This is a genomic window from Colwellia sp. 20A7 (genome assembly GCF_009832865.1).
In the GTDB taxonomy this organism is placed as follows: domain Bacteria; phylum Pseudomonadota; class Gammaproteobacteria; order Enterobacterales; family Alteromonadaceae; genus Colwellia.
On record NZ_CP047130.1, the window covers coordinates 3,614,259 to 3,628,840 of the forward strand.

The window sequence follows — 14,582 nt, forward strand, 5'->3', positions numbered from 1 at the left end:
AGAAGCACACAACATATAACGGATGAATAGTATTTTGAAGAGAACATTTACCACAAAAAATAAAGGCTTTACCTTACTTGAGGTATTGGTGGTGATCGCATTAATTGGCTTAATTATTTCAGCGGTGCAATTTAACTTCTCAACAAAACGTCCAGAAGATACCTTAAAAAAAGTAAGCTATGAATTTTCAACACTTTTTGAAAGTGCGGCAAACTATGGCTTACTCAATAATATTGAACTGGGTTTATATATTGATAAAAGTAGCTATCAATTTCTTGGCTATGACGGTCTAAAATGGAGTGAAATACCTGAGCAAGATTGGTTAGCAGCTCAAGAGTTACCAGAAGGGGTTACCTTTACCTTAGAATTAGACGATTTACCCATTGAAGAGCCATTACTTTTTGACTCTTCTGCATTCGGAACTGAAGAAGAATCATACCTTTCTTTTGATGACATCGAAAAAACTAAAAAATCCGACGATGAAAAAGGGTTAACACCGCAAGTGTATATTTTATCTGGTGGTGATATTACCCCTTTTAGCCTTACATTTTACTTTACCGATGAAGCATCACTTAATGAAGATTTATCTGATTTAGCTTATCGGGTCAGTGGTCTATATAGCACACCATTAAAAGTTGAAGGACCCGTGTTAGATGATTAATTCATTAAACATAAAAAACGTCAACGCTAAGGCTTTACGTAAAAAAAGATCACCTGGCTTTACCCTTATTGAAGTTATGCTTGCTTTAGCTGTTTTTTCGATTGCAGGTATCGCATTACTCGGGACAGCCAGTAATAATGCCCGTAACATCGGTTATCTAGAAACTAAAATGTTTGCCGGTTGGGTTGCCTCGAATCAATTAGTTGCAGTAAACCTAGATAAAACATGGCCACCAAAAAACAATGTTAAAGGCGAAGTAAAGCTTGCTGGCCGGACTTGGTATTGGCATAAAAAAGTAATTAAAACCACTGATGATGATATGCGCTCTGTTGTAATAGAAATTAGAAAAGATCCAGATGACGAACTAGCCGTAAGCAGTTTAACCACCTTTGTTTCTAAAGTGGAATCCTAATGCTAACTAACCCCATAATACACTCACAACCTTATATAACACGTAATAAAGGATTTACTTTATTAGAAGTACTCATTGCTATTGCTATATTTTCAATTATTAGTCTATCTAGTTTCACTATTTTTAATTCGGTATTAAGTGGCGATGAAATGGCGAAAAAACATAGCGAACGACAAAACGAGTTACAACGTGCTTTTTTAATTATAGAGCGTGACCTTACCCAGATCTCACGTCGTAGTATGCGCCTTAATGGTGAAGCACCACAAACACGTTTAATACAAAGCTCTAGTGACGGTTTCGAAAACGAAGAACAAGTAATCGCTTTTGTACGAAGTGGATGGACTAATCCTAGACTATTATTACCTCGTAGCGACATGCAACCAATAGCTTACAGAATAACAGAAGAAACACTTGAACGTTTACACTTTAATTTTGTTGATTCAGTGGTCGGTGAAGAGCCAAAAGTAAGACCATTAATTCATGATGTTACCAAGGTCGATTTTGAGTACTTTGACGGTAAAGATTGGTTAGAGCTTTGGGAAAAAGATACCTTACCGTTAGCAATCGCCATTGAAATTGACACAAAAGATTATGGTCTTATTCGGCGTCAGTATTTGGTACCTGGTGATGGATTGCTTCAAAAAACAACGGATAAAGCACTAGGTTTAGGCTCGTAATGATAAATTCCAAAAGATTTAATAAACAACAAGGTGTTGCACTAATAACCGTTATGCTTATCGTTGCACTTTGTGCTGTTATTGCCAGTCAAATGACGGCGCGTTTACAGGTACAAATGCAGCGTAGCGCTAATGTTAGCTTTAACCAACAAGCTTATTGGTATGCCATGGGCGCTGAAGCGTTTACCAAAAGAGTATTAATAAAAGTTTTTACAGCAGAGCCAAATGTTACTAACTTAGGCCAAGCTTGGGCTGAAGGTGAAACCACTTTTCCGGTCGATTTCGGTGAAATAACAGGCGAAATAACAGATCTACAAAGCTGCTTAAATTTAAATGCATTACGCGCCCCATATAAAGAAGATCAAGACCAAAGTAATAATAATACGAGGAATCAGGGCGATAATAAGGCCCCTGCTCGTCTTGCCTTTGAAGCGCTATTAATTAACTTACAACTAGAAAATGTTAGTCAATTTGAAGCTGAATCAATGGCGGATGCCCTCACCGATTGGTTAGATGCAGACACAAGTATAAGTAGTGCCGGTGGTGCAGAGGATAATGATTATGCCTCACGTGAGTTTCCTTATCTTGCGGCCAATAATTATTTAGCCAGTGTCAATGAATTAAGAGTTATTGAACATTTTACTCCTGCTGTTATTAATGCAATTAAACCTTATGTTTGTGTTATCCCTGGCAGTGAATTACACAAAGTAAACATTAATACCATTAACAGTAAACACGTTGAATTATTACAAGCGCTTCTTGGCTCAACAGTAGAACAAGCACAAGATGTATTAAGCGCTAGAGGTGAAAAAGGCTTTGATTCACTCGACACTTTTTACAATTTACCTGCCATTGTACAAATTGAAAACTTCAATGATAAAAAAGATAGCTTTGATATCGATAGCGAATATTTCAACCTGAAAGCGAGCGCCAGTTTTAATGAAAGTTATTATGCCATGAACTCCGTAATGAAAATAACCGAGAATAAGTACATCAATGTGCTTAGTCGCACCGTAGGACGAAATTAATGGCCGAAACTTTATATATACGCCTAGGTAGCCAAGCCCAAGATGAAATATCTTGGTTGATATTCAATACGCTAGAGCAAGAAATTATTGCCAGTGGTGTATTAACCCATGCTGAGCAGTTAAGCGCATTAACCGAAAAAGCACAACAACGTATTGTTAAGGTCTTTGTACCCAGCTGTGACGTCTTATTAAAACGTTTAACCGTACCCACTAAGTCACACAGAGCAATGCTTTCTGCTGTGCCTTACATGTTAGAAGATGAGTTAGCACAAGATGTTGATGAGTTATTCTTTGCCTATGCCAATATTACTAATGATAACAGCGAACATAACTGCTTTGTTGCCATTACTCAACGTGCACAAATGTTATTGTGGCAGTCTTGGCTAGATGACGCCGGTATTAATACTAAAAGCATGCTGCCTGATGTATTGGCGATGCCTTATGTTGACGAGCAGTGGAGCGCTATTGCGCTACACCCTGAGCGTGTTTCATCGCAAGCGACTGTAACGGGACAGCGCTTAAGTGGGCAACATAAGCCAACGCAGATTATTATTCGCCAAGGTGCATGGCAAGGCTATGCACTTGATAGTGAAGCGTGGCAATTTACGCTACAAAATAGAATTGCTTTAGCCCAAGCGGCAGAAGACGTCAGTGACAAAAAAAATGCCGCTAAAAATGCGGTTAAAAGTGATGCGCAAAATAGTAGTCAAAGCAATGCTCAAAGCAATACAACGTCAGACAATATCTTAACGATTAATGCTTATTCAGCTTTACCCGCATTTGAATCAATCGATAAGCTTGATGCTAAAGACAGCAAGTCAGCGATTACCATAGTCAATGCAGGAGAAGAGCTACCGTTAGCCTTGTTTGCTCAACAGAGCAGTCAAAAACATAGCCAAGCGAGTACATTCAACTTATTGCAAGGCGAGTTTAAAGTAAAAGAGCGCCGCTCACCGCATATTAATAATTGGCTTTGGGCAGCAGGATTTGCTGTTTGTGCTTTATTGTTAAATGTGGGTTATAAAAGTGCACAGTTATTTCAACTCTCAGCACAACAAGCAGACATTGAAGCGCAAATTATTAAACAATATCAGCAAGCATTCCCTGGGGCTAAACGTGTTCGTATTGGCACAATAAAATCACAGCTTAGCCGAGAGTTATCAAGTTTGGGTAGTGCAACTGAGCAAGTTGGCTTTTTATCGATGTTGGCACAAGTACAACCCGCCTTTGCTAAAGTCCCGAGCTTAAAACCTGAGTCGTTAAAGTTTGACGGTAAAAGACAAGAGCTTAGGTTACAAGCCATTGCTGATGATTATCAGCACTTTGAACAATTTAAAAATGCATTAGCCTTAGCAAACGTTGAGGTAAAACAAGGTGCACAGAATAATCAGGGTGAGCAAGTAACTGGCTCCTTTAGTATTGTTAGCAAGGAAGGCTCGTAATGAATATCGCTTCACTTAAAACATGGTGGCAAGGGCTTAACTTACGTGAGCAACGTTTAGTGATGGGCGTTGGCGCAGTATGTTCACTTTTTTTACTGTATAGCCTCATTTGGCAACCTCTCAATGATAATGTTGCCAATGGCAAAACAAGACTTGAGAGCAGACAAGCGCTACTAACATGGGTAACAGAAAACACAGCACGTTATAAAAGCGCGAAATCAGTCGGTGGTGTAAAGCAAAGCAGTGGTAGTTTATCAAGTATCGTTAATCGCACGGCAGAGCGTCAACAACTGACCATTACACGTATGCAGCCTCAAGGTGAGATTTTACTGGTGTGGCTTGATAGTGTCCCATTTACCCAGTTACTACTCTGGTTAGAGAGCTTAGCGAATAATGAAGGGTTACAAGTGCAAGCTATTGACCTATCGCAAGGTGATAACCAAGGCGAAGTACGAGTGCGTCGTTTACAGCTAGGTAAGCACTAAGCGAGTACTCTTTTTAATTTTACGTGTTCCACTGAGTTAATCAGCAAGAAACAATCAATGAACAACCAAGACTGAGATAATCAATGAGAAATAAGATTGCCATGGGGATTATTTTTTTAATCGCTTATATTGGCTTTTTAATCGCAACATTACCCACTGCCTTTGTATTAAAGCATGTGACCTTACCTAAAAACGTGATGAATAGTATTTATCTATCGGGGGTGAGCGGCAGTGTTTGGCATACTCATATTAACCAAGCGATGATTAACGGTGCACCGATTGATAAAGTGGAAGCACGCGTCAGTTTTTGGTCTTTATTGAGTTTAACACCGAAGCTATCTATTACTTTTGGGGATTCATTTAAAGCAGGTCCTGAGGGTCAGTTTGACTTAGCACTGTCGTCAGATAAAGCGACATTAACAAACCTTAACTTATTAGTCAGTGCTAATGACGTTGCACAGCAACTACCACTGCCTTTACCGATGCTAGCGCAAGGTGATGTTAAGTTAACAGTATCATCAGCAGAAATTGACCTCACTAAAAACAACCAATGTATTAGTGCAACCGGTAATGGCGCGTGGTCGAAAGCCGGTATTACTGCATTAGATAAAACAGTGCCATTAGGTCAACTTAGCGCTGACATTAGCTGTGCAAACGGGGTATTAACCTTAGTGATGTCACCAAAAAATGATTTAGGCTTAACCTTTACCGCATCAGTTGGTCAAAATGGCAAAGCATCTGGCAAGGGATATTTAACACCAGGCCCTAAGTTTCCAGCCGCCCTTAACGACGCCTTACCTTTTTTAGGTACGCCAGATAGCCGTGGCCGCTACCGTTTAGTGTTTTAGTTTTTTCGTTAACTAGTACACAGGTCACCACCTTTGTCATTCCGTAGGTCATTTAATACGGAATCCCATGCATGTGGTTGAATAGTCGGTAGGATGGCGACTGAAGTCGCCCCTACATACGCCCTTACAAAAAACATTGCTAGGCGAAGGTGATCGACATCACCGTAGGGGCGAATTTATTCGCCTAATAATAAGAACTGGCGACTGAAGTCGCCCCTACATTCACCCTACATACGCCCTTACAAAAAACATTGTTAGGCGAAGGTGATCGACATCAACGTAGGGGCGAATTTATTCGCCTAATAATAAGAGCTGGCGATATTCGTCGTCACTCCGTTGCCCTGCCTGTCATTCCGTAGGTTACTTAATACGGAATCTCATGCGTATGGTTGAATAGTACCCAAGCTACTGATTACGCTATATGTAATAAAATATTCTTGTTTTATTTTTAAATATGCGTATATTTTGTTGCTTGAAATTTTAAGTCGCATTTATACCAATTAAACTGCAATTTTCGTTACTTATACGTAATGTTATACGTTAATTGAGTACTACCTGAGCATAAATTGGGAATTAAGCGACTTTAAAATTAAGAATGAAGAATTAATTTATTTATATAAAATGGCGAAAAACAACATGTCCCGAAATCTATCACGGAAGATCCAAATGAGTAATCTTTCACTTAACAACTCACAGTATATCAATTCATCTTTATCGAAATCGCCAAAGAAGGGAGTTAAAAAAGTACTAAAAAATAGCTCAATAATGCTCGCATTATCCCTATTTTTAGCTGGTTGTAACGACAATAATTCAAGTACTGATGATAACGTTCCGACAGAGCCAGTTATTTCTCTAGACACTGAACTTAGAGAAATTATTACTGCACAAAAACTAACAGGCGATCCAAGTACTGACCGCGAGCTACCAAGTATTGACGACCCGCAAGCTCAATTAGGCATGAAATTATTTTATACTAAAAGCTTAGGGGGCGATTTAGATTCCGCTTGTGTTAGTTGTCATCACCCTATGCTAGGCGGTGGTGATGATCTTGCCTTACCTGTCGGTGTAGACGCTGAACAACCTGATTTATTAGGCCCAGGTCGAGTTCACAGTGTTACTGGTGAATATTATTATAGTGGTGCTGCAACAGTGCCAAGAAACTCACCTACAACGTTTAACATTGCTCTTTGGGACAGCTACATGTTTCATGATGGTCGAGTTGAAAGTTTAGGTAAAACTCCGAAAATGAACGGAAACGATGGCTTAGGTATTCGCACGCCTGATACGGCTTTTGGCATAAGTGATAGTAACGCAGCTAATAACTTAGTTGCCGCACAAGCAAGGTTTCCTGTTACTTCAGATGAAGAAATGAAAAACTACACTAACTTTGAAGGCACAACAAATGCAGAAGTGAGAGATAATTTAGCTCAGCGTTTAGGTAATTACGGTAATCCGTTAGGGGGTATGTTAGCCATGAACGAATGGTTAGCAGAGTTTAAAACAGGTTTTGACGATCCCGATGGCACAGCAGAAGAGTTAATTACTTTCAACAATATTGCGCAAGCGATTGGCGAATATGAAAGATCACAAATATTTGTTCAAACCCCTTGGAAAGAATACGTACAAGGAGATGATAACGCGATAAGCGACACCGCAAAACGTGGTGCAAAGCTATTTTTTAATACAGCAGAAAATGGTGGTGCAAACTGTAGTTCATGTCACAGTGGTGACTTTTTCACAGACGAAGACTTCCACGTTATTGGTATGATACAACTTGGCCGAGGTAAAGGTGACGGCGAAGATGGTACAGAAGATTTTGGTCGCTATAGAGAAAGCCTTAATGAAGATGAAAAATATGCTTTTAGAACACCTTCATTACTCAATGTTACCGCGACAGGTCCTTGGGGACACGCTGGTGCGTCAAAAACCCTTAGCCATGCTATTCGTACTCATTTAAATCCACAACAAGCATTAGATGAATACGACTTCTCTCAATTAGATCCAGCTATTCATGCCACAGACAGCGTAATGTATACTCAACGCGCTATTGATAAACTAGTACTAAATCGCGCTGCTGGTATTCCAAGTATTGAAGATATAACACTCACTGATACTGAGGTTGCTGAATTAGTCGCGTTTGTTGAAACACTAACGGATCCTTGTGTTGAAGACAGAGAATGTATGAGCCAATGGATCCTTGACGACAACGAGGCTGATCCTGATGGCTTACGCCTAATTGCTATTGATGGCGAAGGTAATGCTTTATAGCCGAAATAAGTAGGTAAAAGTAGCCAAGGAATGTAGGAGTTAAGCCCAGTCATCCCTTGGTCGCCCTGCCCGTCATTCCGTAGGTCCCTACATAAGCCCTTACAAAAACATTGTTAGGCAAAGGTGATCGACATCACCTTAGGGGCGAATTTATTCGCCCAATAATAAGAACTGGCGACTTAAGTCGCCCCTACATACGCCCTTACAAAAACATTGTTAGGCAAAGGTGAACGACATCAACGTAGGGGCGAATTTATTCGCCTAATAATAAGAACTGGCGACATTCGTCGTCACTCCGCTGCCCTTCCTTTGTCATTCCGTAGGTCACTTGATACGGAATCCCATGCGTGTGGTTGAATAGTCCGTAGGGTAGCGAATTCATCAACTACACAACATAACGTTTGAGATTCAGAATCAAGTTCAGAATGACGGTGTTTGTTCAGAGTGACGAGGCAGTAGTTCAGAATGACAAGGCAAGAGTTCAGGGACGGTGAAATAATAGTTCTGATAAATTATTGTAATAGTATTAGTAAGCTATTAGTTAATGAAAATCGATATTTAGCAATTTAAAATTTGTTTATATTGATTGCAAGCAACCAATATAAACAAAATATTATTCTATTAAGCCATACAGGTCAATATTGTACTTAATGACGCTATTTAACGAGTCGCTTAAGCATTTGCTTAGCCCTATCATTGCCACCATCTGCGGCTTTGGATAAATATTCTTTTATCAAGTTAATATCTCTGTCAACACCAAGACCTTTATCATACAGCATTGCTAACATTAAATTTCCTTCTGATATACCATTAACAGCAGCTTGTGTAAAAAGTCTTTTTGCTATGTCATATTTCTTAATTGATACGTGATATTTACCTAACTCCATTTGAGCAAAGCCACTATTTCCTTCTGCAGCTAAACCATACCAATGAATAGCTTTTTCTAAGTCTTGATATTTCCCAGGCATACGATAAAAGTTGGCTAAATTTACCTGCGCTTCTAAAGAATATTTTTCTGCAGCTTTAGTTATCCACATCAAGCCTTTATCAATATCCTTTTCTACTCCACGCCCTTCCATGTACAAGACCCCTAAATTTGCTTGCGCATAAGGGTCATTATGCTTAGCTGCAAATTGATAATTTGAAACCGCTTTATCTATGCTTTGGGGTAATAAATTACCTGTTTCATATAATCGGCCAATTTTGTACCTTACTGCAGCTTTATTTGAGCTTTCTGCTTTAGCGTACCAAAATAAGGCTTTTTCCTTATTTTTGATAACACCATCACCATGATGATAAGCATAAGCTACATTATATTGATTTGTTGCGTTGCCATCCTCAGCCAACGTTAACTCTTGTGCAAATTGCTCAGGGCTAAATTGGTTTGAGTCAACTTGTTCAGCTAAAAGTGGACATGAAAATATCAACATAATAAGTAAATAATTGAGTTTTTTCACCTTTATCCCTCTTTATTGATTAAGTTAATATTACAAACTTACTAATTTTTGATTAACTGCCAGTCACCCGTTGATAAAGTACCGTCTTCTTCAACGGTGAATAATGCTTTAGGTGTCGGAAAAATGGCTTTATTACGTTCTTCTGGATAAATTAATTGTAATACTGAATCATTAATTACTTTATAAGTACCTTGTACTTCAGCTTCTTGTGTTGTGCCATCTTTTGTGACAATGCGTTTATGACGGTAATGTGTTTCGTCAATAATCTCTACCACAAGCTCCGCTTCAAAAGTGTCAGTTTTACGGTATTGACTATAAGTACCAAAATAGCTTATTTGGGAAATATCAACACCTGTTGCTAGGTCTACGTCTTCTTCAACTCTTGTAATGCCAACGGCACTGTTAGCTTGTTTTGGTGCTTTATTTTCAACAGCTAACTCATTGCTACTGTCATTATTTATAAACTGGTTGTAACCAAGGTAGCATGACAATGCGATGATAAAGATGATTAGTATATTTCTCATTATTCTCTCCAATAAAAATTTTATAAATGACTATTTGTATAACGAATTTACAGCGCTACTATAAATAAAAAAGAGAGCCGAGGCTCTCTTTTTAATTAACTCAATTGTAAGTTAATATTATTGAGTGTTTTGCCAGTTGAAACGACCTGCACTTGTTTGTGCGCCGTCAATCAATGAGCTATCCACTACAGTATTAAAGATGAAGTCAGATACACCGAAATCAACACCGTTATTACCCGCAGAAATATTCAAAGTAATAGTTCTAAAGTCAGCACTAATTACAATTGAACCTGTAGCTGCACTTGCACCATTAGCTGTTGCAAAAGTACCAGCAGTACCAGTATTAGTAAGTACATCAGCTGAACCAATATCTTCAAGACCAAAGATTGCATTCATAGCAGGTAAATCAGCAGCACTTGCTGAAGTAAAGGTCATTTGAGATGTTGAACCATTACCATATGCAGACCAAGTACCCGTTACAGCAGCGTTAATAGCATTACCTAGAGCAGTACCAGTACCACCATCAACAGTTGACGATAAGTCAATTGGGTGTGTGAATGTAATAGCAAATGTTACGTTACCATCAGCATCAGCAAGCGCACCTGCATTATTAACATCTTCATAACCCGTTGTAGCTACTGAGTATGTGAACGTTCCTACACCGTTAACCATTAAGAAACGTGGAGCACGTACATCATAACGATTTTCAGGAGTAACAGTAGTATAGTTGAATGTTTCCCATTTATTACTGTTAGTATCTGAAATACCATCCCATGCTAATACTGCATGATTTTCTTCGCCAGTAGCTGCAGAGTTATCTTCATACAAGAACTCATTATCGTTACCATTAGCGAATAAAGTACTAATAGTACCAGCTTCAGTTGAACTTAAATCAACTGTTAACGTTGTACCATTATCAGTTAATGTACCATTCGTTGTAGTAACACCAACAGAACCTGGGCCCGCGGTAGAATCTTCTGGTGAGTAAACAGTTAAGTTACTTGCTGTAGAGCTTAATGTAATAGCTTCATTGAAAGTAACAATTAATTGAGTACCGTTCCAAAGTGCGCTTGTAACCATTGGTGGCATAGCATCTAAAAGCACAACTTGTGCATTTGTATCTGCGTCTGCAACATTACCTCTGATATCAGCAACTGCATCAGTAAACGCTAAAATAGAGCCGTGATCATCATTTGCAAGGCCAACAACATCAGTTGCATTAAAGATAACTAAGTCAGCTTCAACTGCTACAGTGTTATTATTCGCTAAAAGAACATTAGCATTACCATCAACATCTGATGTTACTGAATTTTCAGCAGTATAACCGTTAATGTAAGCTGCAGTACCAGTATAAATTGGAGCACCTGTAGCTAAAGCAATTTCTTCAGAGAATGCAACACCAATATCTTGACCTACAGTCCAAGATTCAATAGCTTCAGCATCATAAAGAGCTGCAGTAAGTGTTGCGTCATTTGGAGCAAATACACTTAGTGTAGATTCATTACCAGCAGCAGCACTTGGTGTTTCACCAGAACCTAAACGGTCTGACATATCGGCTACTAATTCATCAAACTCAGTACCACGTGCAGGTGCTACATTACTAGTACCTTTTTGAGCTAAGTGACGAGGTTGAATGTAAATTGTTGGGTTACCAGGGATATCACTAACACCAGGGTTAGATGTTTCACCACCGTTACCGTATTGTGCTTGACCACTTGTTGAAACTGTTGCCGTGTAAGTACCAGTATTGTTATAACCATGTAGGTCATAATCATCTTGAATTACAGTAGTAGGCTTAGCTTGGTCTGTAACCGTAACTTTTTCAGTTTTAGTTGTTACATCTAAATCATCAGTGTAATTAATTGTTACTTGAGAGTTATGTGAAACATTATCAACATCTAAAGTAGGATTATTAGATGTAGAAGCAACAGAATCTGAACCAGATGTAGCAGTAGCAGAACCGTCAAACTCAATTGCAATACGTGTTGAAGTATCAACATATGTAGCAGGAATGTAAGTAACTGTTAATACATCACCAGCTAAATAACCTGGAACTGTTAATACATTACCAGATACAGATGTAACAGCTGTAACTGTACCATTAACTGTGTAGCTAGCGATAGCTGCTGGAGTATCACTTAATGTAATAGTAGTACCAGCTAATGTTGCAACATCAGTAGATGAAGTACGAGCAACACTGCCTTGAATAGCACGGAAAACAGATAAACGTTCTGCAGAATCTGCACCGTTAATTTGTTGTATTACGCTATCATTATTATCTTCACGTGAATCGACAAAAGCATTACTGTATGCAGCAAGTAGTGCAGAATCACCATCTTCACCTGATTTATCATCAACGATTTGAGTACCAGTACCAGAACCACCAGTAGTAGGCTCAATGAAGATACATAAGTTAACTCTTAAGTATGATGCTTTACCTGAGTTAGCAGTTGTGAAGTCATCAAATTCAATTTCAGGGTCAAGATTATCGTTAGCAGTAATGCTAAAGAAGTTACCTGCAACATCAGTTGCATCAGCTTTAGGGATAAAGAAAGCAACTTTATCGCCTTCATCTAATGCTTCAGTTAATACAACAGTTAATGATGTAGCATCATCACTTAATGTAGCTGTATCAATTGTTAAGTATGAATCTTCGCCTAATGTAGCTAATACATCATCTGTATTAAATCTATCAGCATCAACTGCTTCATTAAACCAGATAGTAAACGTTTGGTTTACGCCACGGTTAAGTACACCCCACGTTTGGCCACCAGAAGTTTTGGTTTCTTCAATGTAACCAGTAACATTTGTAATGTATGGGTTAACATCATCATTTGATGTGATTATACAAACATTTGTATCACCAAGGTTATTAACAATACCTTCGGCAGTAGTAGAAACACCACCTTGTTCAAATTCTATTGCAGTGTCATCGTTTGCAACTGAAGTGTAACCTTCAACAGCTAGAGTTAAATCAGAATCAGTAGGAAGTGCGTCAAAAGAGAAAACACCACCAGCACCTGTAGTTGTAGTAAATGTTGGAACGCCAACGTTTACGTTACTACCAGCATTTGTACCTGTAGTTGTAATTTTCCAAAAATCAAGAGCAACTGTTACGCCAGCAGGTAAAGCAGCGCCTGTTTTACAGTTACGTAAAACACCTGTTACTTGAGCTGAGAACATAGGTAAGTTAGCAGTATCTGCTTGTGCTAAGAAACCGTCAAACCAAGTGATTTGCTCACCATTATTAGTAGTGTTCTCACCGTTACTACCGTTGTTACCAGAATCAATTTGAATATTCTGAGATGTAACACTAACAGTTGCACTAGCGTATCCGTCAGGGCCTGTAATTGTAACAAGATAGGCGCCTTGATTTTCATTAGCAGAGTTAGAACCATCAACACCTGCAACTGGTACATTAGTGAAGTGATAGTAACCACTTGCATCAGTTACCATTGACTGGCCTGCTATAGAAACTGTAGCACCTAGTACTGGTAAGCCGTTAGTATCTTGAACAGTACCTTGTACCGTACCTGAACCTTGTGCTTGTTCAACTGTATTGCCACCGTTATCTTCAACTACAGACTCTGAAGTTGCAGTATTTGCATCGCCGTCTGAATCACCACATGCTGCTAAGCCTAAACTTAGTACAACTGCGAGTGCTACTTTTGTTTTATAAAATTGAGTTTTATTAACCATTATAGTGTTCCTATCACTTAAATATTACTTTAATACTACATATGCCAACATATGAGTACATTTAAATCGTGTTTTCGGTTTACAACATTATCATGCTTTACGCACAAAAAGTATCTGCCATCATGTTTTTATTGGCAAATATTTTTTGTTGTAGAAACATGTTGTTTATAGTTTTAAACCTGAAACAATATCATGTTGGAATTCTGCTTCAAACTGAATTTTACGCAACAAATCACAAAATACGTAAAACAAAATATCACCTACAACCTACATGTTTCAAAAAGATAGTAACTTTATATTTTTTAATAATCAACACATAAAGTTAATTATTTCTTATATATATACGACAAAATTATTATAAATTGTAATTTGTTGTAATCTTGTAATCAGTTCAGCCTACAGCTAGTTGTGCAGCCTTGCTCTTTTATCATTTGTCAACTCTATAGATTGACTAGATCAACTAACACGCAAGCCTTTAATATCAAGCACTGTACGTATAAACCACTATAAATATTAGTATCAAAACTATTAAACCTTTTTCAAACTAACGAAGTAATCGCTGGGTAATAGTAGGGTAAACAGAATAACAGGAAAAAGTTCCACCTAAGATGTTACCTATTGTTTCGTATGTTACTTTTCTGTTAATTTATTGTTGGTTTTTTTATAGTTTTTTGTGGCGTTATTTTTTACTATTACTTTATTTTTTTGTTGTATTGTTGTGTTGTTATGTGTTGTTGTAAAGAATATTATCGCTGTTTATTTGAGCTTAAATACGTTTGATTGTACTAAGCTTCACTGGCTTTTTACTGGGGTAATTAAGGATGAATGCTAAAGTCAATTCATAATGATAAAGTGCAGAATGACACAGTTCAGAAATTGAATTTTAATAAAAAATAGGCCGTAAAAATATTTATATTCATATTAATAGTAATTTTAACGAATAAATTATGAAGTTTGGCCTATTGTGTTGTTGCTATGCTGGTGTTGTCTTGTTTGTATTTTAGGTCATTGTTTCTAGTCGTGGCTTTCGGGTATTATTTTCCGGATATTAGCTTTCAGTTGTTCACTCTTAATCCTCAAC

General features: G+C 38.1%; 11 protein-coding genes. 8 read left to right on the forward strand and 3 right to left on the reverse strand.

Annotated elements, in window-relative coordinates:
- Nucleotides 1-34: 34 nt before the first annotated feature.
- The 8 genes from gspH to GQS55_RS15580 all read left to right on the forward strand — a co-directional run bounded on the left by gspH (nucleotide 35) and on the right by GQS55_RS15580 (nucleotide 7,821).
- The gene (gspH, locus tag GQS55_RS15545) at nucleotides 35-661 is read left to right on the forward strand and encodes a type II secretion system minor pseudopilin GspH (RefSeq protein WP_236559663.1); all 627 of its coding nucleotides are present in this window, start codon (nucleotides 35-37) and stop codon (nucleotides 659-661) included.
- Nucleotides 654-1,073, forward strand: coding sequence for a type II secretion system minor pseudopilin GspI (gspI, locus tag GQS55_RS15550; RefSeq protein WP_159821362.1), 420 nt, complete (start codon nucleotides 654-656; stop codon nucleotides 1,071-1,073). The genes gspH and gspI overlap by 8 nt, the downstream gene beginning before the upstream one ends.
- Nucleotides 1,073-1,750, forward strand: coding sequence for a type II secretion system minor pseudopilin GspJ (gspJ, locus tag GQS55_RS15555; protein ID WP_159821363.1), 678 nt, complete (start codon nucleotides 1,073-1,075; stop codon nucleotides 1,748-1,750). Before gspI ends, gspJ begins: the two co-directional genes overlap by 1 nt.
- Nucleotides 1,750-2,778 carry a type II secretion system minor pseudopilin GspK gene (gene gspK, locus GQS55_RS15560; RefSeq protein ID WP_159821364.1) on the forward strand — a complete coding sequence of 343 codons (1,029 nt, stop codon included), beginning with the start codon at nucleotides 1,750-1,752 and terminating at the stop codon, nucleotides 2,776-2,778. Before gspJ ends, gspK begins: the two co-directional genes overlap by 1 nt.
- Nucleotides 2,778-4,220: a type II secretion system protein GspL gene (gene gspL / locus GQS55_RS15565; protein ID WP_159821365.1), complete on the forward strand. Its 1,443-nt coding sequence runs from the start codon at nucleotides 2,778-2,780 to the stop codon at nucleotides 4,218-4,220. The genes gspK and gspL overlap by 1 nt, the downstream gene beginning before the upstream one ends.
- On the forward strand, nucleotides 4,220-4,705 hold the full coding sequence (gene gspM, locus GQS55_RS15570) for a type II secretion system protein GspM (protein WP_159821366.1): 486 nt from the start codon (nucleotides 4,220-4,222) through the stop codon (nucleotides 4,703-4,705). The genes gspL and gspM overlap by 1 nt, the downstream gene beginning before the upstream one ends.
- Before the next feature lie 83 nt (nucleotides 4,706-4,788).
- Nucleotides 4,789-5,553 (forward strand): type II secretion system protein N, encoded by a 765-nt coding sequence (locus tag GQS55_RS15575; RefSeq protein ID WP_159821367.1) that lies wholly within the window; start codon nucleotides 4,789-4,791, stop codon nucleotides 5,551-5,553.
- Nucleotides 5,554-6,219: 666 nt separating this feature from the next.
- Entirely contained in the window at nucleotides 6,220-7,821 is a 1,602-nt protein-coding gene (locus GQS55_RS15580; protein ID WP_236559664.1) for a cytochrome-c peroxidase, read from the forward strand.
- A 656-nt stretch (nucleotides 7,822-8,477) separates the two neighbouring features.
- Here the strand turns inward: GQS55_RS15580 and GQS55_RS15585 are convergent.
- From GQS55_RS15585 to GQS55_RS15595, 3 genes are all read right to left on the reverse strand, one after another.
- The gene (locus GQS55_RS15585) at nucleotides 8,478-9,278 is read right to left on the reverse strand and encodes a tetratricopeptide repeat protein (protein WP_159821368.1); all 801 of its coding nucleotides are present in this window, start codon (nucleotides 9,276-9,278) and stop codon (nucleotides 8,478-8,480) included.
- Nucleotides 9,279-9,319: 41 nt separating this feature from the next.
- Nucleotides 9,320-9,802: a hypothetical protein gene (locus tag GQS55_RS15590; protein WP_159821369.1), complete on the reverse strand. Its 483-nt coding sequence runs from the start codon at nucleotides 9,800-9,802 to the stop codon at nucleotides 9,320-9,322.
- A 117-nt stretch (nucleotides 9,803-9,919) separates the two neighbouring features.
- Entirely contained in the window at nucleotides 9,920-13,501 is a 3,582-nt protein-coding gene (locus tag GQS55_RS15595; RefSeq protein ID WP_159821370.1) for a beta strand repeat-containing protein, read from the reverse strand.
- Between the last annotated feature and the right edge of the window lie 1,081 nt (nucleotides 13,502-14,582).